Annotated in this window: 25 protein-coding genes and 1 pseudogene; 14 read left to right on the forward strand and 12 right to left on the reverse strand. The window is 67.3% G+C overall.

Annotation, left to right across the window (positions count from 1 at the left end; all coding sequences use genetic code 11):
- Nucleotides 1-73: 73 nt before the first annotated feature.
- From TX88_RS26655 to TX88_RS26685, 7 genes are all read right to left on the reverse strand, one after another.
- On the reverse strand, nucleotides 74-715 hold the full coding sequence (locus TX88_RS26655; RefSeq protein ID WP_044522055.1) for a sensor domain-containing protein: 642 nt from the start codon (nucleotides 713-715) through the stop codon (nucleotides 74-76).
- A gap of 17 nt (nucleotides 716-732) precedes the next feature.
- Nucleotides 733-1260: a hypothetical protein gene (locus tag TX88_RS26660; RefSeq protein WP_044521241.1), complete on the reverse strand. Its 528-nt coding sequence runs from the start codon at nucleotides 1258-1260 to the stop codon at nucleotides 733-735.
- A gap of 113 nt (nucleotides 1261-1373) precedes the next feature.
- Nucleotides 1374-1811, reverse strand: coding sequence for a Fur family transcriptional regulator (locus tag TX88_RS26665; protein WP_044521244.1), 438 nt, complete (start codon nucleotides 1809-1811; stop codon nucleotides 1374-1376).
- Nucleotides 1812-1861: 50 nt separating this feature from the next.
- Nucleotides 1862-2332: a hypothetical protein gene (locus TX88_RS26670; RefSeq protein ID WP_044521250.1), complete on the reverse strand. Its 471-nt coding sequence runs from the start codon at nucleotides 2330-2332 to the stop codon at nucleotides 1862-1864.
- A 72-nt stretch (nucleotides 2333-2404) separates the two neighbouring features.
- Nucleotides 2405-3496, reverse strand: a complete 1092-nt coding sequence (locus TX88_RS26675; protein ID WP_209447111.1) for a DUF4185 domain-containing protein — start codon at nucleotides 3494-3496, stop codon at nucleotides 2405-2407.
- A 40-nt stretch (nucleotides 3497-3536) separates the two neighbouring features.
- Nucleotides 3537-4571 (reverse strand): aspartate-semialdehyde dehydrogenase, encoded by a 1035-nt coding sequence (locus TX88_RS26680; RefSeq protein WP_044521263.1) that lies wholly within the window; start codon nucleotides 4569-4571, stop codon nucleotides 3537-3539.
- 1 nt (nucleotide 4572) lies between these two features.
- Complete coding sequence (locus TX88_RS26685) at nucleotides 4573-5838, reverse strand: aspartate kinase (protein ID WP_044521271.1); 1266 nt, start codon at nucleotides 5836-5838, stop codon at nucleotides 4573-4575.
- Nucleotides 5839-5925: 87 nt separating this feature from the next.
- Here TX88_RS26685 and TX88_RS26690 point away from each other — a divergent pair, with 87 nt between their 5' ends.
- From TX88_RS26690 to TX88_RS26700, 3 genes are read left to right on the forward strand one after another with little or no spacing between them, the layout of a single operon-like run.
- Entirely contained in the window at nucleotides 5926-6525 is a 600-nt protein-coding gene (locus TX88_RS26690) for a nitroreductase family protein (RefSeq protein ID WP_044521278.1), read from the forward strand.
- 44 nt (nucleotides 6526-6569) lie between these two features.
- Entirely contained in the window at nucleotides 6570-7514 is a 945-nt protein-coding gene (locus TX88_RS26695) for a UTP--glucose-1-phosphate uridylyltransferase (RefSeq protein WP_044521285.1), read from the forward strand.
- The gene (locus tag TX88_RS26700; protein WP_044521293.1) at nucleotides 7511-8881 is read left to right on the forward strand and encodes an alpha/beta hydrolase; all 1371 of its coding nucleotides are present in this window, start codon (nucleotides 7511-7513) and stop codon (nucleotides 8879-8881) included. Before TX88_RS26695 ends, TX88_RS26700 begins: the two co-directional genes overlap by 4 nt.
- 7 nt (nucleotides 8882-8888) lie before the next feature.
- Here the strand turns inward: TX88_RS26700 and TX88_RS26705 are convergent, their stop codons facing one another.
- Genes TX88_RS26705 through TX88_RS26715 form a run of 3 tightly spaced genes read right to left on the reverse strand, consistent with a single transcriptional unit; the run spans nucleotide 8889 to nucleotide 11607 of the window.
- Nucleotides 8889-9611, reverse strand: coding sequence for a GntR family transcriptional regulator (locus TX88_RS26705; protein WP_044521297.1), 723 nt, complete (start codon nucleotides 9609-9611; stop codon nucleotides 8889-8891).
- Nucleotides 9608-10297, reverse strand: a complete 690-nt coding sequence (gene biuH / locus TX88_RS26710; RefSeq protein ID WP_044521299.1) for a biuret amidohydrolase — start codon at nucleotides 10295-10297, stop codon at nucleotides 9608-9610. Before biuH ends, TX88_RS26705 begins: the two co-directional genes overlap by 4 nt.
- Nucleotides 10294-11607, reverse strand: coding sequence for a cytosine permease (locus TX88_RS26715; protein WP_044521302.1), 1314 nt, complete (start codon nucleotides 11605-11607; stop codon nucleotides 10294-10296). The genes biuH and TX88_RS26715 overlap by 4 nt, the downstream gene beginning before the upstream one ends.
- A gap of 188 nt (nucleotides 11608-11795) precedes the next feature.
- On the opposite strand from TX88_RS26715, the gene TX88_RS26720 reads away from it, so the two are divergent.
- The 9 genes and pseudogenes from TX88_RS26720 to TX88_RS35400 form a co-directional block, all read left to right on the forward strand.
- On the forward strand, nucleotides 11796-13055 hold the full coding sequence (locus TX88_RS26720) for an ammonium transporter (protein ID WP_044522060.1): 1260 nt from the start codon (nucleotides 11796-11798) through the stop codon (nucleotides 13053-13055).
- Between the two features lie 133 nt (nucleotides 13056-13188).
- On the forward strand, nucleotides 13189-14493 hold the full coding sequence (glnT, locus tag TX88_RS26725; protein WP_044521304.1) for a type III glutamate--ammonia ligase: 1305 nt from the start codon (nucleotides 13189-13191) through the stop codon (nucleotides 14491-14493).
- Nucleotides 14494-14524: 31 nt separating this feature from the next.
- Complete coding sequence (locus TX88_RS26730) at nucleotides 14525-15394, forward strand: class II glutamine amidotransferase domain-containing protein (protein ID WP_044521312.1); 870 nt, start codon at nucleotides 14525-14527, stop codon at nucleotides 15392-15394.
- Nucleotides 15382-16068: a GltB/FmdC/FwdC-like GXGXG domain-containing protein gene (locus TX88_RS26735; protein WP_044521319.1), complete on the forward strand. Its 687-nt coding sequence runs from the start codon at nucleotides 15382-15384 to the stop codon at nucleotides 16066-16068. Before TX88_RS26730 ends, TX88_RS26735 begins: the two co-directional genes overlap by 13 nt.
- The gene (locus tag TX88_RS26740) at nucleotides 16068-17360 is read left to right on the forward strand and encodes an FMN-binding glutamate synthase family protein (protein ID WP_044521328.1); all 1293 of its coding nucleotides are present in this window, start codon (nucleotides 16068-16070) and stop codon (nucleotides 17358-17360) included. Before TX88_RS26735 ends, TX88_RS26740 begins: the two co-directional genes overlap by 1 nt.
- On the forward strand, nucleotides 17357-18544 hold the full coding sequence (locus TX88_RS26745; RefSeq protein WP_044521336.1) for an NAD(P)/FAD-dependent oxidoreductase: 1188 nt from the start codon (nucleotides 17357-17359) through the stop codon (nucleotides 18542-18544). The genes TX88_RS26740 and TX88_RS26745 overlap by 4 nt, the downstream gene beginning before the upstream one ends.
- 15 nt (nucleotides 18545-18559) lie before the next feature.
- Nucleotides 18560-19204: a type II toxin-antitoxin system RelB family anti-toxin gene (locus tag TX88_RS26750; protein ID WP_044521341.1), complete on the forward strand. Its 645-nt coding sequence runs from the start codon at nucleotides 18560-18562 to the stop codon at nucleotides 19202-19204.
- A gap of 33 nt (nucleotides 19205-19237) precedes the next feature.
- Nucleotides 19238-20245 carry a lytic transglycosylase domain-containing protein gene (locus TX88_RS35665; RefSeq protein ID WP_049925406.1) on the forward strand — a complete coding sequence of 336 codons (1008 nt, stop codon included), beginning with the start codon at nucleotides 19238-19240 and terminating at the stop codon, nucleotides 20243-20245.
- Nucleotides 20246-20248: 3 nt separating this feature from the next.
- Nucleotides 20249-20338, forward strand: a pseudogene (locus TX88_RS35400) (helix-turn-helix domain-containing protein); the annotation flags it as partial.
- Between the two features lie 13 nt (nucleotides 20339-20351).
- Here the strand turns inward: TX88_RS35400 and TX88_RS26760 are convergent.
- On the reverse strand, nucleotides 20352-20567 hold the full coding sequence (locus tag TX88_RS26760; protein ID WP_044521346.1) for a hypothetical protein: 216 nt from the start codon (nucleotides 20565-20567) through the stop codon (nucleotides 20352-20354).
- Between the two features lie 318 nt (nucleotides 20568-20885).
- Here TX88_RS26760 and leuA point away from each other — a divergent pair, with 318 nt between their 5' ends.
- Both leuA and TX88_RS26770 read left to right on the forward strand, forming a co-directional pair.
- Nucleotides 20886-22715 (forward strand): 2-isopropylmalate synthase, encoded by a 1830-nt coding sequence (leuA, locus tag TX88_RS26765; protein ID WP_044521351.1) that lies wholly within the window; start codon nucleotides 20886-20888, stop codon nucleotides 22713-22715.
- A gap of 50 nt (nucleotides 22716-22765) precedes the next feature.
- Nucleotides 22766-23152 carry an SHOCT domain-containing protein gene (locus tag TX88_RS26770; protein ID WP_044521353.1) on the forward strand — a complete coding sequence of 129 codons (387 nt, stop codon included), beginning with the start codon at nucleotides 22766-22768 and terminating at the stop codon, nucleotides 23150-23152.
- Nucleotides 23153-23173: 21 nt separating this feature from the next.
- Here TX88_RS26770 and TX88_RS26775 read toward each other — a convergent pair whose 3' ends face one another.
- A complete protein-coding gene (locus tag TX88_RS26775) occupies nucleotides 23174-24163 on the reverse strand; it encodes a DEDDh family exonuclease (RefSeq protein WP_044521357.1) in 990 nt (329 codons plus the stop codon).
- Nucleotides 24164-24212 lie beyond the last annotated feature (49 nt).

The raw sequence follows: 24212 nt of genomic DNA on the forward strand, positions 1-24212 counted from the left end.
ACCACCCCTCCCGGTCCTCACCGGATTCAAACGGCTCGGTTCTGTTCCATCATCCAGATCGGACCGACACGTTCTACTGCCCGAGCGTGTTCTGCATGGCGCCGGCCAGCACGTTGACCGCGGGGCCGGCGTTGCCGGACTGGCACACCTTGGCTTGTAGCAGGACGTTTTCCCGTTTGCGGGTGGTGTTGAAACAGCGCCGGTCCGTGCCGGCCTCCTGTTTCACCCAATCCGCGTCGGTGGCGCTCGCCGGGCCGCCGGTGAACGTCCACACCTGGGTCACGAAGTTGTCCAGGTGCATCGCGGTGGTCTGGCCCGAGCAGCCGTTGGTGCGGTCCACCACACGGTGAAAGGCACGGTCGGCGGCCTCCGGCGTCGCGAACACCCCGATCGCCTGCTTGACGTAATGGTTGTCGTCGCCGGCCGACGTCTGGGTGGTGGCGCCGTTGAACGAGGCGAGGTCCGGGTCGTTGAACACCTCGGGCAGGCCGATGTCGGCCCAGTTGTTGCACACCGGGTTCTCGACCGAGAAAGCCTGGAACGGGACGGTGAACTGGGACTCCCACGTCATCGGAGCGCCGATGATGTTGCCCACCGAGCCTTTGGGCATGACGGCATAGGACACGACACCAGGATCCGAGGGACGCGCACCAGCAGGTGCAGCCAATGCCAGCGCGAGACCGGCCAGCCCGAAACCGACAGTCAGGGCACGCATGGCCTCGATCATGCCAGTTAGTGAACCGTCCGCGTGCAATAGGTTCGCGCCGGCGACGGGTAAGGCCAGGCGTAGTGCCCTGTTTCGGCGGGGCAGGCCGACCCGTCCCGTACGTCCAGCCGTTGGGTCACCTGAACCATCACGCCCGGACCGCGTTCGGTGCGTGCGGTGCAGTCGGTCAGCTCCACCATGCCCGCGGGCATGCCGAGTTCGTAGCAGTGATCGGCGACCAGATTGGGAACCAGGCACAGGCGCGCGGTCGACGGATCGGCCAGCTTGGCGGGCAGGTGCTGGTATTCGGCGCTCGGGCAGTTCCCGGCACCGTCGGCGATGGCCCCGACCGTGTAGCTGGGATCGACGTTGCAGGACACCTTGCCGGCGCGGGTCACTTCGGGAGCAACGGGCGTGGTGGCCGGGACGCTCACGCAATCGCCGACGGCGAAGACCATCGCCGCGCCGCGCTCGGGTTCGGTCCCCGCGCCGCAGCCGGCGGCCAGCAGCGGCACCGCGATCAGTGCCGCAACCAGGAGCCGATTGCGCGTCATGGTTAGCGAGAATCTCACGATTCCCCGGACCCCACCCAGTGCTTGGGTGAAAAGACAGGCGCCCCGGCCACCAAGGGGAAGTGGCCGGGGCGTCCGTTGGGCTGCAGAGTGGTCTAGTTGGGTGCGGGTGTCTGGCAATCCGCGCAGACTCCCCAGAACACGACTTCGGCTTCGTCAACCGCGAATCCGGCCAGTTCAGAGGGCTCCAGGCACGGGGTCTGCCCGACCGCGCAATCGACGTCGGCGACCGCGCCACACACCCGGCAGACCAGGTGATGGTGGTTGTCGCCGGCGCGGGTCTCGTAGCGCGCCGAGGAGCCGGCGGGTTCAATACGACGGACCAGACCCGCATTGACGCAGGCCCGCAGCACGTCGTAGACCGCCTGGGTCGACACCGAGCCGAGGTTTTCGCGGGCCAGACCGGCCACATCGTCTGCAGTCGAATGCGGATGGTCGGCCAGCGCCTGGAGAACCGCGACCCGCGGTGCGGTCACACGCAGCCCGGCAGCCCGCAACAGGGCCTTGGGGTCGTGTTCATGCACCGTGGTCACGGCTCCAGTATGCGCGCTCTTTGGAGTCAGTCCAAAAGAGCGGACTGTGATTATGGTCGCGCAGGCTGTGCGGGTGTCGGCGGCGTCTCAGGACGCTCCGGGCCGCTGCCCGGACCGCCGGGGCCACCGGGTCCCCAACCGGGACCACCCGGGCCGAACGAGCCGGGCCCACCGGGACCCCACGGCGGCATCATGCCGTGCGGCGGTCCCATCCGCCCCGGTCCGCCGTCCGGTCCACCGCGATGGAACATCATCATGCCGCCGCGGTCGTGGCCGCCGCGGTGGTGATGGCCGTCGCCGCCACCGGAATGCGCGCCGAGGAAGAACCCGGTGCCGAAGACCACGGCGACGATGAAGACGGTGCCGGCCGCGATACCCACCCAGGCGAGCGCCTGAAGCAGACGACTCGGCTTGTTCTCGACAGTCGGGGCGGGAGTGGCGACCACGGTCGCCGGCGCTGCCGCGACAGGCTCGGTCGTGGCCACTGGTTCGGTCGCAGGATCGGGGGGTGTTTCAGTCATGACACGAGCATGCGAGGGCTGGTGAGGTGCTGATCAAGAATTGGCTGTGAATCAGCTTTGAAAGACCCGGGACTATTGCTCCCACGGCTTGATCGGGTTCACGGCGTACTGGATCACGCGGTACGGCGAGCCGCCGCGGGCCATGGTGTTCCACTGGCTGATGAAAACCCGGACCTGATCCAGCGTCGATCCCGGCGAGATGTAGCCGCCGTAGGGCTGGGCCAACTGGTTGACCTCCGGCGGAGGCAACGAGTCGACCGGGTCGGGCCAGGCACTGGCGAACACCACCGTGGTCACGGGCGCCGTACCCAGCCCGGTGGGGTCGTAGGCGACCCGCATCTCCATGTTTCCGTTGGTGGCGTTGAAGTACGACAGCACGGGCTTGCCGTCGATCTGCCGGATGCTCATCTCCCCCGTACGGTCGGCGAACAACGGCGTCGGCGGCTTGCCCCAGCCACCCGCCGACGACCAGCCCTGCCAGCCGGCCCGGTCGGTGAAGGTCTTCGGGTTCGCCCGGTACAGGAACGGCGGGCTGCTGCGGTCGAAATTGTTGGCCAGGATGTAGACCCACCCACTCGGAGAATCCTGTGCCGGGACCGGGTCGTAGTAGCCCGTGATCTGCGACTGCGCTCCACCCAGAAACTTGGCGTCACGTACCGAACCGGGCACCGTCGGCCAATTAGGCTGGGCCGCATCGGCTTTCACCAACCGGGAGCTGTACGGCTTGAGGTTGTAGGTGGTGGTCACCATCATGTAGTTCTCACGGTTGATCGCCACCACGCCGGCCGGCAACTGGGATCCGCCCGGCGGCGTCGGGTCGGCCAGCAACGGCTTGTCGACCCCGGTGACACCCCGGTAGCGCACCCCGCCCGCGTCCTCGATCGAGTCGGCATCGACGTGCAGGGCCACCGGCGAGTGCCAGCCGCCGAAGCCGACGGCCTGGCCGGCGAAGCTGTCACCGCAGACCTGGAGCACCCGGCTGGGAAACTCCATGAACTCACAGAGGTCCGTCGCGCCGATGCCGTAATCAGCCGTGGGCGTACCGGTTCCTGCGCTCGGCCCGATTCGCAACACCTGGCCGGGGGCCAGCGGAGGCACCACCGGATCGCCGAAGCCCGGAGTGGCCCGGGCGAAAGGGGCCTGCCACACCGCCGCAGCAAGCATCGCGACAACGGCGAACCTGCGGGCCGGGTTCACCCGCGGATCAGAGCTCGGCGGCCAGCAGTTCAGCGATTTGAATCGTGTTCAGCGCGGCACCTTTTCGCAGGTTGTCGCCGGACACGAACAGAGCGAGACCACGTCCGTCGGGCGCACCCGGATCCTGGCGGATCCGGCCGACGAGAGACTCGTCGGCGCCGGCGGCGGCCAGCGGGGTCGGCACGTCGACCAGTTTCACACCCGCGGCACCGGCCAGCAGTTCCTTGGCCCGCTCAACCGAAAGCGGCTGGGCGAACTCGGCATTGATCGACAGCGAGTGCCCGGTGAACACCGGAACGCGAACACAGGTGCCCGAGACCAGAAGGTCCGGGATACCGAGGATCTTGCGGCTCTCGTTGCGCAGCTTCTGGTCCTCGTCGGTCTCACCGGAGCCGTCGTCGACCAGTGATCCGGCCAGCGGGATCACGTTGAAGGCAATGGGTGCAACGTATTTCACCGGCGCCGGGAACGTCAGCGCCGAGCCGTCGTGCACCAGCTGCTCGGCTGCGTCGACCACCGCGCGTGTCTGCGATGCGAGCTCCTCGACACCGGCCAGGCCACTGCCCGACACCGCCTGGTAGCTCGACACGACCAAGCGGGTCAGCCCGGCTTCCTCGTGCAGCGGCTTGAGCACCGGCATGGCGGCCATGGTGGTGCAGTTCGGGTTGGCGATGATGCCCTTGGGACGAACCCGACCATCGCGGGCGAAGTTGACTTCCGAGACGACCAGCGGAACCTCCGGGTCCTTGCGCCAGGCCGACGAGTTGTCGACGACGACCGCGCCGGCCGCGGCGAACCGCGGGGCCTGCACGCGCGACATCGTCGCTCCGGCGGAGAACAACGCGATGTCCAGACCGGACGGATCGGCCGTCTCGCTGTTCTCGACCTCGATCTCCTGGCCGCGGAACGTCAGCTTCTTGCCCTCGGACCGTGCCGAGGCGAAGAACCGGACCGAGCTGGCCGGGAAGTTCCGCTGCTCCAACAGGGTGCGCATGACCTGGCCGACCTGGCCGGTCGCACCGACGACACCGATGTTGACCATGTCAGCGCCCCGTTCCGCCGTAGACGACGGCCTCGTCCTCGCCGCCGAGGTCGAAAGCCTCGTGCAGCGCGCGGACGGCCGTGTCCAGCTCGGTGTCCTTGACCAGAACCGAGATCCGGATCTCGGAGGTGGAGATCAGGTCGATGTTGACGCCGACCTCGGCCAGCGCCTCGCAGAACTTGGCGGTGACGCCGGGATGGCTGCGCATGCCCGCACCGACCAGCGACACCTTGCCGATGTGGTCGTCGTAGAGCACCTGGCTGAACCCGATCTCATCCTTGAGCGCGGTCAGCTTCTCCACGGCCGTCGGGCCGTTGTCCATCGGGCAGGTGAAGGTGATGTCGGTCTTGCCGTCCTCGACCTTCGAGATGTTCTGCAGCACCATGTCGATGTTCACGTCGGCGTCGGCGACGGCGCGGAACACCTGGGCGGCGTAACCCGGCACGTCGGGCAGGCCGACGACGGTGACCTTGGCCTCCCCGCGGTCGTGGGCTACTCCGGTCAGAAGGGCGTCTTCCATGGGGATGTCCTCGATCGATCCTTTGACGATGGTGCCGGGCTTGTCCGTGTACGACGAACGAACGTGAATCGGCACGTTGTACCGGCGGGCGTATTCGACGCAGCGCAGCATCAGCACCTTGGCGCCGCACGCGGCCATCTCGAGCATCTCCTCGAAAGAGACGGTGTCGAGGTGGCGGGCATTGGGCACGATGCGCGGGTCGGCGGTGAAGATGCCGTCGACGTCGGTGTAGATCTCGCAGACGTCAGCCTTGAGCGCGGCGGCCAGGGCGACGGCGGTGGTGTCCGAGCCGCCGCGGCCCATCGTGGTGACGTCCTTGCTGTCCTGGCTGACGCCCTGGAACCCGGCGACCAGCACGATGACGCCCTCGTCCAGCGCATCGCGAAGGCGACCAGGGGTGACGTCGATGATCTTGGCGTTGCCGTGGGTGCCGGTGGTGACGATGCCGGCCTGCGAGCCGGTGAACGAGCGCGCCTGTGCACCCAGGGACTCGATGGCCATCGCGACGAGGGCGTTGGAGATGCGCTCACCGGCGGTCAGCAGCATGTCCATCTCGCGCGCAGGCGGGGCCGGGGAAACCTGACGGGCCAGGTCAAGCAGGTCGTCGGTGGTATCGCCCATCGCCGAGACCACGACGACGACGTCGTTGCCTGCCTTCTTCGTCTCGACGATGCGCTCGGCCACCCGACGGATCCGATCGGCATCCGATACCGAGGATCCGCCGTACTTCTGTACGACGAGCGCCACTATCTAACCCTTCGAGCTTCGGGAATGAGTCCCAAACAGGATAAGGGAGACGCGCACGCGATTTTCTCCGCCGGTAGCTTGGCTGACGTGCCTGACACGCCGAGCGGTCGGTCGGCCGCCACCTCTGTGCCGATCCATCCCGATCTCGCGGCCCGCTGGAGTCCCCGGGCGTTCGATCCCGATGCCACCATTACCGCTGACCAGGTCACCGCGCTGCTCGAGGCGGCGCGGTGGGCCGCCAGTTGGGGTCACCGGCAGCCGGTGCGGTTTGTCGTGGGCCGGCGAGGGGATGAGACCTTCGTTACATTGGCCGGCCTGCTCAAACGCGGCAACAGCTACGCGCACGCGGCCTCCGCGCTGATCCTGGTGTGTGCCGACCAGGGAGAAGATGAGAGGACGGCCTTGTACTCGGCGGTCGACGCCGGGGCGGCGATCGCGCAGCTGACCGTCGAGGCGGTGTCCCGCGGGTTGATCGTCCATCCGATGGCGGGTTTCGACATCGACGGTGCCCGGGCAGCGTTCGAGATTCCCGACGGTGTGCAGCCGTTGGCCGTCATCGCCGTCGGCACGCTCGGCGACTACTCCCACGTCGACGAGGCCATCGCCGAACGCGACGGCCGGCCCCGCGAACGGCTACCGCTGGAGCAGATTGCCTTCGGTGGGCGCTGGGGAATTCCGCTCGGCTGACCGGCGCACCGGCTAGTTTTGGTGAAGCACCGGGAAAGGAACACATGGCAGGACAGGCCATTCGCAAAGCCGTCATCCCCGCCGCGGGGATCGGTTCGCGTCTCCTGCCGCTGACCAAGGCCATCCCCAAGGAAATGCTGCCGGTCGGCGACAAGCCTGTCATCGAACACACCGTGCGCGAGCTGGTCAATTCCGGCATCACCGACATCACGATCGTGGTGTCCGGCGGAAAGACCTTGATAGAGGAGCATTTTCGCCCGAATACGACCCTGGTCGACCAGCTTCGCGCGGACGGCAAGGACGCGTACGCCGACGCGGTCGAGGAGGTCGGCGAGCTCTCTGCGCGCGGCCACATCACCTACCTCCATCAGCACGGTCCGTACGGCAACGGCACACCGGTGCTCAATGCCTCACGCTCCTTCGGTGACGAGCCGGTCCTGGTGCTGTGGCCCGACGACGTCTTCGTCGCCGAGGTGCCGCGCGCCCAACAACTGATCCGGGCCTATGAACAGACCTCGTCCCCGGTGCTGGCGTTGATGCCGATGGCTCCCGAGAATTCCCGCCGGTACGGCGTGCCGATCATCGACGAGGATCTGGACGGCGGGCTGCTGCGGATCACCGGGATCGTCGAGAAGCCACAACCCCACGAGGCGCGCTCCGAGTACGCCGCGATCGGTGGCTATGTCGTCACACCGGGGATCATCGACGAGCTTCGTGAGCAGACGAAGCGCTGGTACACCCAGACCCAGCCCGGCGAGATCTACCTGACCGACGCGATCAACGCCCATGCCAGGGACCACGCCGTCTACGGCCAGGTGATCCAGGGGCACTGGTATGACACCGGCAATCCGGCCGACTATCTGGTCGCGCAGTTCGCCTTCGCGTTGGCCCATCCCGAATACGGTGCCGCGCTACGGCAGTTGGCCGACCAGCCAGACCTGCTGCTACACAAGCTTTCGCGTGAGATCGGGGAGGGCCCACCCACATGAACTTGTCCCTGACCAACGGTCTGATCCCGATCACGCTACAACTGCTGGCATTGATCGCCATCGTGGTCGCGGTCGGCCGCGGCCGGTCTCGGGAGTGGATGAGGCGCTGGCTGCTCGCCGCGGTGCTCGTCGGCGTCGGCCTCGCGGCGGCCGCGCGACTGTTCGTCCGGGAGCAGGGCTGGTCCGCCGACGCCATCTCGTTCGGCACGATCTTCTGGACGGCGATGTTCGGATTCGCCGTCACGGTTCTGATCGGCGGCTGGCATGGCACCGCGTGGTGGCGGCGGTTGGTGTCCGTGCTGTCCGTGGTGATGATGGTGGTGTGCGGTCTTGCCGCGCTCAACACCGCGACCGGCTACTTCCCCACGGTCCGGGCCTTCTGGCTCCGGGTGACCCAAACCGAGCCGGAACAGTGGATCGATGAATCCCAGCTCGCCGCGCTTCAGCAGTCCGGTGAGATACCGACCCGCGGCACGGTGGTGCGGGTCAACATCCCTGCCGACGCATCGGGTTTCGAGCACCGGACCGAGGTGGTCTACCTTCCGCCGGCCTGGTTCGCCAGCAACCCGCCACCACAACTACCCGCGGTCATCTTGATGGGCGGCGAGTTCAACCACCCCAACGACTGGCTGCAATCGACCGGCGCCCTGCAGACGCTCGACGACTTCGCCGGACTGCATCACGGCAATGCGCCGGTCATCGTATTCCCCGACATCGCAGGCAAGTTCAGCAATGACACCGAATGCGTCGACGGGACCCGCGGCAACGCCGCGTCCCACCTGACCAAAGACCTCGTGCCCTACCTGATTTCACGCTTCGGGGTCAGCCCGAAAGCCGAGAACTGGGGACTGGCGGGATGGTCTTCGGGTGCGACGTGCGCCCTGAACACCGCGGTCCGCAATCCCGAGATGTTCAGCGCATTCGTCTGGCTGGACGGCACCCTCGGCCCCAATGCGGGTACCAAAGACCAGACCATCGCACGACTCTTCGGCGGCGACCAGGCAGCCTGGGAAGCGTTCGACCCCAAGACGGTGATCACCCGGCACGGCCCGTACGACACCATGGCGGCGTGGCTCGGCGTCGGCGAAAGCACGCCGACCATCCACCGTGACCCCACGACCACTCCTCCGTCGGAGGAGGCGATCGCCGGGTGGGACACGTTCTCCGAGGAGCACGCCTCCAACGCCAACAAGCTGTGCGCCCTGCTGAGCGGTTACAACGTCGAATGCTCCGTGGTGGGCTACAAGGGCGGGCACGATTTCCAGGCGGCCAGTACGGCATTCGATGCGGCGCTGCCCTGGCTGGCCTGGCGGCTCGGTACCCCGACTGTGCGAGAACGCCCCCTGCCCGGATCGGACGGGAACTAGCCAACCGCTACTTCCAGAGTGCCTCCAGCGAGGTGACGGACTGGCCGAGCGCTCGGGCGCTCAGCGCTCGCAGTGCACGCCGCTCGACCACGTCGAAACTCGCCCCGACATGCTCATGCAAGGCGGTGCGGCCGGCGTCGAGCTGATCATCGAGCAGGAGGTCGGCGATCTGGAGGTGCTCGTCGATGGTGGCGATCACCCGTTCTTCGGTGACGAAGTCGTACATCCGGATCAGCCGGATCCGCCGGTTGAGGTTGTCGAGCGTGGCCACCATCGCCTTGTTCCCGGATGCCGCGCACAGCTCGAGGTGGAACGACTCGTCGCGCAGCACCATGTCACCGTCCGGTGCGGGCGGGCTGGCCTTCAGGTCCAGCCACTCCGCGCGCAATGCCGCGAGCCGGTCCTTGTCGTAGTGCAGCTCATCGGTTTCCAGGATCCGGGTGATGCCGCGCAGTTCGATGGTGATGCGCAGCTCGTAGAGGTCGCGGACGCCCGGGATGTCCAGCGCGACCGGGTAGTACCCGTCGGGCCTGCGCTCGAGCATGCCGTCGGCGTGCAGCCGGACCAGTGCCTCTCTCAGCGGGGTCCGGCTGACGTTGAGCGTCTCGCACAGCTGGGACTCGACCAACCGGGTGCGATGGTCGATCTCGCCGACCATGAGCTTCTTGCCGAGGTCGAGATAGACGCGGTCGCGCAGGGAGACCGGTTCCTCCACGTGGGTCGTGGTCATTGCAGTTCCTTGAGCGCGGCCACCACATCGGAGCTGGTGGCATGCGCCCCGAACACCCCGCCCTGCATGGTGATCATGTTCAGCGCCGCAACGTGGTTGGCGTAGTCGGTGGCACCGGTGGCGTCGGAGACGACGAGGCATTCGTATCCGCGGTCGTTGGCGTCACGCATGGTGGTGTGCACGCAGACGTCGGTGGTGATCCCGGTGAAGATGATGTGCGTGATGCCGCGGTTGCGCAGCACCAGTTCCAGATCCGTCGCGTAGAAGCTGCCCTTGCCCGGCTTGTCGATGACGGGTTCGCCTGGTAGAGCGGCCATCTCGGGTACCAACTGCCAGCCCGGCTCGCCCTGGGTGAGGATCCGTCCGCACGGCCCGGCCGAGCCGATCTCGGCACCGATCTGGGCCGAGCGCCAGCGCTTGTTGGCCGGCAGGTCCGACAGATCGGGCCGGTGGCCCTCACGGGTGTGGACGATGAACAGGCCGGCGGCGCGGGCTGCGGCGAGCACTTCCTGTGCGGGGCCGAGCGGGGTACGCACCAGGGACAGGTCGTAGCCCATGGTGTCGACGTATCCGCCCTCGCCGCAGAAGTCGACCTGCCAGTCGATGTTGATCAACGCCGTTCGCGCGGTGGGGATGTCACCGTCGTAGGGCCACACGTAGGGGTTGGCGGCAATGGTGACGGTCATACGGTCTCTCCCACGAGAACGGGTTGCTCGGTGCGCACCGGCAGGTACGCCAGGGCGGTGAAGGCCAGGCCGCCGACGACCATCGCCACGACCGCATCGGACAGCTGGGGCGCGTAGTAGTGCGTCAGCAGCGCTCCCCCGGCTCCGATCGCCCATGCGGCGAACGGCTTCCAGTAGAGCCCGGCCACCGATGACGTGCGTCTGGCGGAGAACACCAGCTGGTCGAGGATGAGAACGATGCCGATCGGGGGTACCAGCACCCCGAGGATGTTCAGCCAGGTCGCGAAGTACGACCAGATACCGGCCACCGCGGCAACGGTTCCGACGATGCCGAGCACGATCGTCAACTGGCGCATGGTCTTTCCGGTGATGTTCCCGAATCCGACGGCCCCGTTGTACAGGCAGTGCGCGCACACGCTGCCCAGGTTGACGAAGACGAACACGATCGCCAGGGGCACCAGGACTCCCCCGGCGCTGACCAGGACATGCAGGAAGTCGCCGCCCGCGGTGTCGGCCGCGGCGGCGGCGCCGAGCGCGACCACGAGCGCGCCGACCAGCTGAGCGATGAAGTAGGCGACCGGGAATGCGGCGAACGCCGCCAGCGCACCTTCCCTACCGTTGCGGGCCCACCGCGTGAAATCGGCGGTCATGGTGCCCGAGTCGGCGAAGCACGCGAAGACCATCGTCACGGCGACACCGAAACTGAACGCACTCGCCCCGGCTCCGCCGCCGTAGGACAGGGCCGATCCGATGCCGTCATCGGCCGCCGCCAACACCACGGCGACCACACCGAGCGGGATGAACAGCACCGAGGCCACCACCCCGATCCACGAGATCGCCCGGATCCCGACGAAGGTCAGCGCCACGAACAGCACCCCGGCCAGCAGCGTGATCCACGGTGCACTCCACCCCATGGACAAGTTCAGCGTCGAGCCCACCATGCCGGTCTGGAAGGCGAACCAGCCGATCACCAGCGCGGACAGAAACGCCGACACGATGCGAAAACCTTTGGTTCCGAAGGTGTCCGCCGCAGTGAGCGCGAAGTTCTTGCCAGAGCGCCCGGCCAGGTAGCTCAGCGTGCCCACGTAGCCCATGAGGATGAGGTCACCGACGACGATCGCCGCCATTCCGGCGACGAAGCCGAGGTTGTAGACGACGATGCCGGCGAACACCGCCGACGTCATGATCATCGGGAATCCGACCCACACCGCCGACACCGCGAACAGCGATTTGCGGGCGGACGCCGGGACGGGCTGGTTCTCGTACTCCTCACCAAGCGCCGAATGATGTTCGGCGTGCGCTGTATCCATGGCTGTATACGGTGCGGTATACGGATTTCCCGAGCGTTTCTGTCGATGAACGTTCCGTAACGGGGTCCTCACCGCCGGGCGGCGCCGAGGTTTACGTCACCGCAACACAACGAGCCGGTCCACGTAACAGAAACGTCGTCAACTCCCAGTGATCGGCCCGTCCGGGCCGCCACCCCCAGGAGATGTTGATGGATACAGGAACCACGGCATTCATGCTGTGTTGCATCATCGGCCTCACGCTGATGATCCCGGGCCTTGCCCTGTTCTACGGCGGCATGGTCTCGGTCAAGAGCTCGACGAACATGATGATGATGACGTTCGGCGCAGTCGCCCTGGTGGGCGTGCTGTGGGTGCTGTTCGGCTTCTCGATGGCGTTCGGGACGTCCTACGGCGACCTCGGACTGCTCGGCAGCATCACCGAGTTCGCAGGCATGAAGAATCTGGTTGAGCCGATGACGTCCGTCAATGGCCTACCAGTAAGCCTATTCTCCCTTTTCCAGGCACTTTTCGCGGCCATCACCGTGGCGCTGATCTCCGGCGCGGTCGCCGACCGGATGAAGTTCGGCGCCTGGATGATCTTCGCCGGCGTCTGGGCTGTGCTGGTGTACTTCCCTGTCGCACACTGGGTGTTCGCCTTTGACGGGACGTTCTCGGAGGACTCCGTCGGCGGCTGGATCGCCAACAAGCTGCACGCGGTCGACTTCGCCGGTGGCACCGCGGTGCACATCAACGCCGGCGCCGCCGCCCTGGCGCTGGCCATCGTGCTGGGCAAGTCCGCACTGTTCGGCCAGCTGCGCAAGCCGCACAACGTTCCACTGACCCTGCTGGGTGCGGGCATGCTGTGGGCCGGCTGGTACGCCTTCAACGGCGGATCCGCCCTGGCCGCAGGCAATTCCGCGGCGATCGTCATGGTCACCACGTTTGTCGCCACCTGTGCCGCCACCCTGGCCTGGATCGCGGTCGAGAAGCTGAAGACCGGCCACGTCACCGGCGTGGGCGCGGCGTCGGGTGCGATTGCCGGCCTGGTCGCCATCACCCCGGCCTGCGGCGCTGTCACCCCCGTCGGCGCCATCGTCCTGGGTGCCATCGCCGGCGCGGTCTGCGTGCTCGCCGTCGGCCTCAAGGAGAAGCTCGGCTACGACGACTCCCTGGACGTGGTGGGTGTCCACCTGGTCGGTGGCGTGATCGGCACCCTGCTGATCGGCCTGCTGGCCTCCGAGGCCATGCCCAGCAAGGTCAGCGGTCTGTTCTACGGCGGCGGTCTCGAACAGCTGTGGAAGCAGGCGATCGCCGCGGGCGCGGTGGCCGTCTACTCGTTCGCGGTCGCCTTCGCCATCGCCTACGTCCTCAAGAAGACGATGGGTATCCGCATCTCCTCCGACGAGGAGGAGAAGGGGATCGACGCCAAGTTCCACCGGGATTCGGCCTACGAGCTCGAATTCGCCTGACAGTAAGTCTGATTCCCCGGCCCGGCTGCCGTGGGCCGCTCTCACGGCAGCCGGTGACCGGGGTTTCCTCGGCTTGCTGAAGTTTCCTACTGTGATACCTTGATTCATAACAAGAGACGAAAGTGCTGGTGCTATGCCCTCCGATCTCGCCGCCCTCGCCGAACAATCCGGCACCAAATTCATCCTCGCGCTGTTCGTCGACCTGCGCGGAAAGCCTTGCGCCAAACTGGTTCCCGTCGAATCGGTCGAGCTGCTGGCCACCGAGGGCGTCGGCTTCGCCGGCTACGCCGTCGGCGCGATGGGCCAGGAACCCAAAGACCCCGACCTGATCGCCATCCCCGACCCCGCCTCGTTCACCCCGATCCCGTTCATCAAAGAGGGCCTGGCCCTGGTGCACTGCGACCCTCACGTCGGGGGCGCGCCGTGGCCGTACGCGCCGCGGGTCATCCTCAGGGGTCTGATCCAGCGCGCCGCCGACGCGGGATTCGAACCCTGGGTCGGCGCCGAGGTCGAGTACTTCCTGCTACGCCGCGGCGCCGACGGCACGCTGGCCACCGCCGACGCGGCGGACACTGCCGCCCAACCCTGTTACGACGCGCGCGGCGTCACCCGGATGTACGAACACCTCACCGCGATCTCCACCGCGATGAACTCACTCGGCTGGTCCAACTACGCCAACGACCACGAGGACGGCAACGGGCAGTTCGAGCAGAACTTCGAGTTCTCCGACGCACTGACCACCGCCGACCGGGTGATTACCCTGCGCTACCTGCTGTCGATGATCGCCGCCGAACGGGACATGGTGGCCACCTTCATGCCCAAGCCGTTCTCCGACCGCACCGGCAGCGGCCTGCACCTGCACCTGTCACTGACCAGTGCCGGGACGCCGGTCTTCCCGGCCGACGCCGACGAGCGGGGCCTGGGCCTGTCCGAGACGGCATACGCGTTCATCGGCGGCATCCTCGACCACGCCTGCGCGCTGCAGTCCGTCGTCGCGCCGACCGTCAACTCCTACAAGCGAACCGGTGCCACCTCGACCGCATCGGGCGCCTCGTGGGCCCCTCGCAAGCCCAGTTACGGCGGCAACGATCGCACCCACTACATCCGGGTGCCCGACAGTCAACGCATCGAGTTGCGCGGCGGCGACGGCTCGGCCAATCCGTATCTCGCGATCGCCGCCGCGTTGGGTGCCGGCCTCGACGGCGTCAAGCGCAGCCTCGACCCGGGAGCCGTGGGCGCCCAGGGACCGGCGGCTCTGCCGCCCACGCTGCTGCACGCGATCGAATCCCTGGAGACCGATCCGATCGTCACCGGCGTGCTCGACGTCGCGGGCGACGGTGTCGCCTCCTACTTCGCCGACGTCAAACGCGACGAGTTCTTCGCCTACCACGGCACCGTCACGCCGTGGGAGATCGACCAGTACCTGACGGCGTTCTAGCCGAACGGCTTTCACGGAAGGGAGACAACATATGTGCGGGATCGTGGGGCTACACCTGCGCACACCGGAGCTGTACCCGCGGCTCGGCGAACTGCTCGCCGCGATGCTGGGCGAGATGTCCGATCGCGGCGCCGACTCGGCGGGGATCGCGATCTACGGAGACCCGGAGTGGTCGCCGTACGGGCAGGGCTGTGTCTCGCTAACGGATGTCGCCGAGACACCCGAGCTGGGACCGGATGTGGATGTGGTGCAGGTGGATTCGACCTACCTGCTGTCGGCCGACATGGACTCCGAGGAGCTGCTGAGCCTGGCCCGGGCGGCTTACCCGACCGCTTTGATCTCCGGGTTCGGCCCTGATCTGGCAGTGCTCAAAGGGGTCAGCCATCCGCGCGCCCTCACCGAGGCCTGGGGCCTGGCCAAGGCCCGGGGCTGGCAGGGTGTCGGGCACACCCGGATGGCCACCGAGTCCGCGGTGACGCCGGCGGGCTGCCATCCGTACACCGTCGGCCCCGGACAGTGCCTGGTGCACAACGGGTCTTTCGCCAACCACGCCACCATCCGCCGCGAACTGCGCCGCGCCGGCGTGGCGTTCGACAGCGAGAACGACACCGAGGTGGGCGCCCGGTTCGTGGCCGAACAGCTGGCCGCCGGCCGTGATGTGGCGACCGCGCTCAAGGAGCTGTGCGCCACGTTCGACGGCTTCTACACACTGCTGGTCTCCGATCACGACTCGTTCGCGGTGGTGCGTGACGCCATCGCCTGCAAGCCGGCGGTGATCGCCGAAACCACCGACTGGGTGGCGATGGCCAGCGAGTACCGCGCCCTGGCCGGGCTACCCGGGGTCGAGCAGGCACGCATTTGGGAACCGGAACCGGAGGTGGTCTACGCATGGACACGCTAATTGGATTCGACCTGCGCACAACACCATTGCGTGAGGTCAACGCGGCGCTGCATCAGCCGGGCGTGGAGGGTGACTACGTCATCGCGCACCCTGACGGTGCGCACAATGTGGCCGTCGGCCTCAACGCGCCGGTACGCGTGACGGTGGAAGGCCACGTCGGCTACTACGCGGCCGGGATGAACCAGCTCGCCGAGGTGACCATCAGCGGCAATGCCGGCACCGGGGTGGCCGAGAACATGATGAGCGGCACGGTGCGGGTCACCGGGAATGCCTCGCAGTCAGCGGGTGCCACCGCACACGGCGGACTGCTGGTCATCGAGGGGGACGCCGCGGCACGCTGCGGCATCTCGATGAAGGGCGTTGACATCGTGGTGGGCGGCAGCATCGGCCACATGAGCGCATTCATGGCCCAGGCCGGACGGCTGGTGGTGCGCGGCGACGCCGGCGAGGCGCTGGGCGATTCGATCTATGAGGCCCGCATCTACGTGCGCGGCGAGGTGACCTCGCTGGGTGCGGACTGCGTCGCCAAACCGATGCGTGCCGAGCACCGTGCCGAACTCGCGGAGTTGTTGACAGCCAGTGGTTTCTGCGACGACGACACCTCCGATTACACCCGCTACGGCTCGGCCCGAAACCTCTACCACTTCCACGTCGACAACGCGAGTGAGTACTGATGCGCGAATCCGCCACCTTCGATCGATCCACGATCGCCGACATCCAGCGCGCCGCAGACACCGGCATCTACGACATCCGCGGTTGGGGCGCCAAACGCCGGCTGCCGCACTTTGACGACCTGCTGTTCCTGGGTGCGTCGATGTCCCGCTACCCCTTGGAGGGCTACCGGGAACGCTGCGGCACCGACGTGATCCTCGGTGACCGGCACGCCAAACATCCTCTGCACCTGGATATCCCGGTCACCATCGCGGGCATGAGCTTCGGCGCGCTGTCCGGGCCTGCCAAGGAGGCCCTGGGCCGCGGGGCCAGCGAGGCCGGCACGTCGACCACCACCGGCGACGGCGGCATGACGCCCGAGGAGCGGGGGCAGAGCAAGCACCTGGTGTACCAGTACCTGCCATCGCGCTACGGGATGAATCCCGACGACCTGCGCAAGGCCGACGCCATCGAGGTGGTGCTCGGCCAGGGCGCCAAGCCCGGCGGCGGCGGAATGCTGTTGGGACAGAAGATCTCCCCGCGGGTGGCCCAGATGCGCACGCTGCCCGAGGGCATCGACCAACGCAGCGCGTGCCGGCACCCGGATTGGACCGGCCCGGACGATCTCACCATCAAGATCAACGAGCTGCGGGAGATCACCGACTGGGAGAAACCCATCTATGTCAAGGTCGGGGCCACCCGCACCTATTACGACGTGAAGCTGGCCGTGCACGCCGGGGCCGACGTGGTCGTGGTCGACGGCATGCAGGGCGGCACGGCCGCCACGCAGGAGGTGTTCATCGAGCACGTCGGCATCCCGACCCTGGCCGCGGTGCCGCAGGCGGTGCAGGCCCTGCAGGAGTTAGGAGTCCATCGACAAGTTCAGTTGATCGTGAGCGGCGGCATCCGCTCGGGCGCCGACGTGGCCAAGGCGCTGGCGCTGGGCGCCGACGCGGTCGCGATCGGCACCGCCGCACTGATCGCGCTGGGCGACAACCACCCCCGCTACGCCGCCGAGTACGAGAAGCTCGGCAGCGCAGCCGGTTTCTACGACGACTTCCAGGACGGACGCGATCCGGCCGGCATCACCACCCAGGACCCGGAGCTGGCCGCCCGGTTCGACCCGGTCGAGGGCGGCCGACGGTTGGCCAACTACCTGCGCGTGCTGACCATGGAAGCCCAGACCATCGCCCGGGCGTGCGGCAAGGCCCATGTGTGCCACCTGGAGCCCGAGGATCTGGTGGCAGTGACCATCGAGGCCGCGGCGATGGCGCGAGTTCCGCTGGCCGGCACGAACTGGATTCCTGGGACATGAGCGAAACAGCCGATGTCGTCATCGTCGGCGGCGGACTGGAGGGCGCGGCGGCGGCCTGGGCGTTAAGTGAAAAGGGTGCCAACGACGTTGTTGTCCTGGAGCGCAATACCGTCGGCTCCGGGATGACCGGGAAATCCAGCGGGATCGTGCGCTGCCACTACGGGGTCAGCTCGCTGGCCGCCATGGCCACGGTCGGCCTCGAGGTGTTCGAGAAGGCCGAGCAGTATTTCGGGACCGACATCGGTTTCCGGCAGACCGGCTATGTCGTCGGAGTCGGCGAGCCCAACGTCGACAATCTGCGCAAGAGCCTGGCCGCCCAGCGCGAGGTCGGGGTGCAGACCGAGGAGATCGACGCCTCCGAGGTGGCCAAGCTGTGGCCGTGGGCCGATCTGGAACCGTTCGCGGCCTTCGGCTGGGAGGCGCGCGGCGGATACGGCGACGCCTACCAGACCGCGCAGGCGTTCGCGGTGTCGGCGAGGGCCGCCGGAGTGCGAATCCGACAGGGCGCCAACGTGACCGGACTGGTACTCGACGGGGGTCGGGCCACCGGCGTCGAGCTGGCCGACGGCACAAGGGTTTCGGCGGGCACCGTTGTCGTGGCGACCGGCGCGTGGACCCGGCCGTTCCTGGCCCCCTACGGCATCGACGTGCCGATCAGGGTGGTTCGGGAGCAGATCGTCACCATCTCTCCCGGTGTCCCGGTCGGAGCGGTCCCGGTGTTCTCCGACCTGGTGTCGCTGCAGTACGTGCGCCCCGAGCTGGGTGGGGAGATCCTGTTCGGCAACAGCGACCTGGCGCACTGCGAGCCTGCCGACCCCGACGACTACCTGAACCGGGCCACCGACGGCTTCATCGACCTGACCGTCGACAAGGTGGGCACCCGATTTCCCGGCTTCCCCGACGCCGCGATCACCGGCAGCTACGCCGGTTGCTACGACGTCACGCCGGACTGGAATCCCGTGATCTCCACGACCGGGATCGACGGCCTGATCGTGGCGGCCGGATTCAGCGGGCACGGCTTCAAGATCGCGCCGGCGGTCGGCAAGCTGGTCGCCGACCTGGTGGCCGAGGGCCGCAGTTCCGACCCGCGGATACCCGAGACGGATTTCCGATTGGCCCGGTTCGCAGAGGACAATTTGCTCAAGAGCCGGTACCCGTACGTCGGTGCCGGGGAGATGCGATAGACGGGGGCGGACTGCATGAGCGACGTCCCGCTGCTCCGCAACACCGGCACAGCTCGCGACCGTGATCCGAACGAACCGGTCGAGGAACTGGAATTCGAGGCGGCGATCGGGCGCAATGTGCGTCAGCTGCGTCAGCAGCACGGGCTGACCGTGGCCGAGATGGCCGCCCGGGTGGGTATTTCCAAGGCGATGCTGTCCAAGATCGAGAACGCCCAGACCTCGTGCAGCCTGTCGACCCTGGCCCTGCTCGCGAAGGGCCTCGATGTTCCGGTCACCAGTCTGTTCCGCGGGGCCGACGTCGAGCGTCCGGCGGCATTCGTCAAGGCGGGCACGGGTCCGGAGATCGTGCGCAACGGCACCAAACAGGGCCATGAGTATCAATTGCTCAGCTCCCTGCGCGGGGAACACAAGCGGCTGGAATGCCTGCACGTCACGCTGACCGAGAAGAGCCAGACCTACCCGCTGTTCCAGCATCCCGGCACCGAGTTCATCTACATGCTCGAGGGCGTCATGGACTACAGCCACAGCCGCTCGGTGTACCGGCTGCAGCCTGGCGACTCCCTACAGATAGACGGGGAAGGCGCTCACGGACCGGTTGACCTGATCGAACTGCCGATCCGGTTCCTGTCGGTGATCGCCTTCCCTGATTCGCAGGTGTGAGTCACTGATCGGCGTTTGTGTCACTGTTGTCCTATGCGCCACCGTGCCCGTCGAGCGGTCCGCGACGCCTCCAAGTGCTTCGCCGTGATCGTTCGGGTGGCGTTGACCAGCGCGGTCGCCGTCGCGCCCAGCCTGGTCGGCCTGGTCCAGGAGAACCGGGTACGACCGCCGTCGGCGGTCCCGCCGTTGCCCAACCTCGCCGGCCAGCCCTGGGCGGCGGCGCCGCCGGCGCGTCCAAATGCCGCCGCGCCGGGTACGACGGGGCCACCCCCGCCCCCGGAGATTCAGGCACCGGGTGGGGTGCACGTCCCCGCGATCGCACTCGCGGCCTACCAGAACGCGGACGCCATGATGGCGCAGCGCCAACCCGACTGCGGTGTGACGTGGAACCTGCTCGCCGGGATCGGGTACGTCGAGTCCACGCATGCCGTGAGTCCCGTGTACGGCCCAGCCCTCGACGGCTCACTGCCGGGCAACGAGATCATCGTCGCCGGCAGCTTTGGCGGCGGCACCATCTACGCCCGCGCACTGGGGCCCATGCAGTTCCTGCCGAGCACGTGGCTGTTGCACGGCGCCGACGGCGACGCCGACGGTCAGGCCGATCCGCACAACCTCTTTGATGCCACCCTGGCCGCGGCTCGCTACCTCTGCAGCGAGGGTGCGGACCTGCGCGACCCGTCGCAGCTGACCGCCGCGGTGCTGCGTTACAACCACTCGATGGCCTACGTCGCCAACGTGCTGGGCTGGGCGCAGGCCTACGCCACCGGTGTGGCTCCGGTCAATCTGCCGCCGCTCATTGCGCCGCGGCCGCCGAGCGTCGCCGTGCGCGCGGTCGCCGGCGCGGCATCGGCCGCCGAGTCGAATGAAAACGCCACCGCCAAACCGGATAAGACCGTGCGTCGAAACGACGACGGATCTTCTATGACGCCCAAGGGCTCCACGAACACGAACACGAGTACGAGCAGGACGAGCGGATCCCGGCACAGCGTCGGCACACCCAAGGTCAAAGTTGGCAACGGCCGCTCCGGCGGGGCGCGCTGACGAGATGAGGAAGGCGCTCACCGACCGGTTGACCTGATCGAACTGCCGATCCGGTTCCTGTCGGTGAGCGCCTTCCCTGATTCGCAGGTGTGAGTCACCACGTCGATCACTCGTAGATGCTGGTGATCCGCTGCGGGCCGTGATGGTTGTGCCAGCCGGGCTTCATACCGGGCGCCGGTGTGGCGTAGGTATCAGGGCTGTAGAGGTTGCCCGAGCCCTGCGGGGTCTGCGCGCCGGCCGTGCCGGCCAGGCCGAGTGCGACGGCGCCGAAGACGCCTGCGGACAGGATGGGCAGTGCCAGGGCCTTGGTGAACTTGGTCATGATCGTGAATCCTTCTGTCTCAGTTGGCTTTTCGTTTCCCTTAGCGGTTCGTTCGGCCGCTGATACAAGAATGCGATCTGGACGGCCCCAGGTCTGTCGGGCAATCAGGCGATGAGACTGGTGAAGATGCGTTCCCCCGATCGGGGGAAGAGCACGTCAACCTCAGGTTTTGGCCTGGGAATGACGCGGAGTACAGTTGAGCGCGTGCAGCGGGTGCTCCTTCTCGGACGCCGCGACGGGGTCTGATCAGACCGGCTTCCTGTCGCGGGTTTTTGCGATGCGCCGGTCGGGTCCCCCTTCAAACCCCGGAGCAAAAACATGACCACCCCCGACATCTCTGCAGATGCCTTCAGTTCAGTTCGCGCGATCAATACGCCGGCCGGCAACCTCAACCCCGGACAACCCGTCTGGAACACCCAGCGCGGCTCATCCATGCCGGTCAGCCGCTATCGCAGCTTCGCCGACGAGGTCCCAGGCGGCAGCCCCGCCTTCGGCACCGGCGTCCCGTTCGACCGCACCTGGCCGGACCGCGTCATCGACACCGCGCCCCAGTGGTGTGCGGTCGACCTGCGCGACGGTAACCAGGCCCTGATCGACCCCATGAGCCCGGCGCGCAAGCGCCGCATGTTCGACCTGCTGGTCCGGATGGGTTACAAGGAGATCGAGGTCGGCTTCCCGTCGGCGAGCCAGACCGACTACGACTTCGTCCGCGAGATCATCGAGGACGGCGCGATCCCGGACGACGTCACCATCCAGGTGCTGACGCAGTGCCGCCCCGAGCTGATCGAGCGCACCTTCGAGGCCTGTGCCGGAGCCCCGCAGGCCATCGTGCACTTCTACAACTCGACGTCGATCCTGCAGCGCCGCGTGGTGTTCCGCGCCGACCGGGCCGCCGTCAAGAAGATCGCCACCGACGGCGCCCAGATGTGCGTCGAGGAGGCCGAGAAGTACCCGCAGACCCGGTGGCGCTTCGAGTACTCGCCCGAGTCGTACACGGGCACCGAGCTGGAGTACGCCGTCGAGGTGTGCAACGCGGTCGCCGACATCGTCAAGCCCACGCCCGAGTGGCCGTTGATCGTGAACCTGCCCGCCACCGTCGAGATGGCCACCCCGAACGTCTACGCCGATTCGATCGAGTGGATGAGCAGGCACCTGGCCCCGCGCGACTCCATCATCCTGAGCCTGCACCCGCACAACGATCGCGGAACCGGCGTTGCCGCAGCAGAATTGGGCTACCAGGCCGGCGCCGACCGCATCGAGGGCTGCCTGTTCGGAAACGGCGAGCGCACCGGCAATGTCTGCCTGGTGACCCTGGGCCTGAACATGTTCAGCCGCGGTGTCGATCCGCAGATCGACTTCTCCAACATCGACGAGATCCGCCGCACCGTCGAGTACTGCAACCAGCTGCCCGTGCACGAGCGCCACCCCTACGGCGGCGACCTGGTCTACACGGCCTTCTCCGGCAGCCACCAGGACGCCATCAACAAGGGCCTGGACCAGATGAAGGTCGACGCCGACGAGGCCGACGCCGACATGGATGACATCTTGTGGCAGGTGCCCTACCTGCCGATCGACCCCAAGGACGTCGGCCGCACCTACGAGGCCGTGATCCGGGTGAACTCGCAGTCCGGCAAGGGCGGCGTGGCCTACATCATGAAGGCCGACCACGGTCTGGTGCTGCCGCGCCGGTTGCAGATGGAGTTCTCCAAGGCCATCCAGCAGATCACCGACGGCGAGGGCGGCGAGGTCTCGCCCAAGGAGATCTGGGGCGCCTTCTCCGAGGAGTACCTGGCCCCGATCACCCCGTTGGAGCGGATCCGCCAGAAGGTGGTGGCCTCCGAGGTGGACGGTGGCACCGACACCATCACCGCGATCGTGAAGATCGACGGCGTCGAACGCGAGATCGTCGGTGCCGGCAACGGCCCGCTGGCGGCGTTCGTCGACGCGTTGGGCGCCATCGGCTACGACATCAACGTGCTGGATTACTCCGAGCACGCCATGTCATCGGGTGAAGAGGCGCAGGCCGCGGCCTACGTCGAGGCGTCGATCGGCGGCAGGACCGTCTGGGGCGTCGGTATCGCGACTTCGATCACAACTGCATCACTTCGCGCAGTCGTATCTGCCGTCAACCGCGCGGCGCGTGCTTAGCTGACGCTGGCGTAGATCACTACGCAAAGGCCAACGGCAAGGAGCGGTCCATGGACTGGGGCTCGACATGGGATTTCCTCTGGCATTTCCTGATCATCTTCGCCTGGATCGCATACCTGCTGGTCCTGTTCCAGATCCTCACGGACCTGTTCTGGCGTGACCACAAGACCTCCGGCTGGATCAAGGCCGTGTGGGTGGTCTTCCTGATCGTGTTCCCGTGGCTCACCGCGATCGTGTACCTGATCGCCCGGGGTAAGGGCATGTCCGAGCGCGCGCAGGCAGCCGCGCTGGCCGCCAAGCAGGACACCGACGCCTACATCCGCGAGGCGGCCGGCCGCTCCCCGGCACAGGAGATCGCCGACGCCAAGGCACTGCTGGATGCCGGCACGATCAGCCAGGCCGAGTTCGACGGGTTGAAGGCGAAGGCGCTCAGCTAAAAGACCGCGGCGAGCCGCGAATCAGAACAGCGTGTACTGATCACTTTCGGCAGGGATGTCGCAGAACTGCTCGATGTCGGCACCACCGACGACATGGGTGAGCAGGCCCATGAAGGTGTCGTCATCGAGCAGCGGCACCCCCACCTCGACGGCCTGGTAGCCCTTGCCCTGGTCGGGCGCCGGTTCGTTGCAGATCACCAACGAGGTCTGCTGGTCCACCAGGTCGGTGTAGGCCAGCCCGGCGTGCAGGATGCGCTCGACGAGCTCTTCGTGAGTGCGCGCCACCTCGGCCGACAGCGCCACCCGCATGCCCTGCACCAACGGCCGTCCCGGCATGAAGAGACCCGGGTTGGCGTACTCGCACGGCAGGCGCGAGGCCAGCACCTTCAGCGGCCGCAGCTCTTCATGGGTGATGTGGCCGTTGGGCCAGCGCCGTCGGCTCACCTCCCGCAGCGGCAGCCAGACCTTGCGGTCGCGGGCCCGGGCCAGGGTCGGCTTCAGGATCTGGGCCAGCACCAACGCGTCGTCGAGAGCATCGTGTGGCTTCATCTGGCTCACGCCCCAGTGCGCTGCCAGCGTCTCCAGGCGCAGGTTCTCGGTGCCCAGCGCCAGCCGGCGGGCCAGCTCGACGGTGCACATGACGCTGTCGATCGGCAGCTCGGCGCCGACCAACTCGGCCTCGGCGGTGAGGAAGCTGTAGTCGAAGCCCACGTTGTGGGCGACCAGCGTGCGTCCTCGCAGGATGTCACTCAATTCGTCGACGACGTCCCCGAAGGTCGGCTGGCCTTCCAGCATCTCGGTCGTCAGCCCGTGGACATGGGTGGGCCCGGGATCCACACCCGGGTTCAGCAGGGTCGCGACACTGCGCTCGACATTTCCGTCATCCCCGACCGCGAGGGCGGCCACGCTGACGATGCGTGCCTGCCCCGGCCGGAACCCCGTGGTCTCCACGTCGACCACGGCCCAGCCCGCGCCCGGCTCATCCGCCGGTCTGCCCCACGCGCTGCTCATATTCGCCAGGATGGCACGCGAGTCCGACAACCTCGGGCGGCACGGCAGC

This window comes from Mycolicibacterium septicum DSM 44393 (assembly GCF_000455325.1).
GTDB lineage: Bacteria > Actinomycetota > Actinomycetes > Mycobacteriales > Mycobacteriaceae > Mycobacterium > Mycobacterium septicum.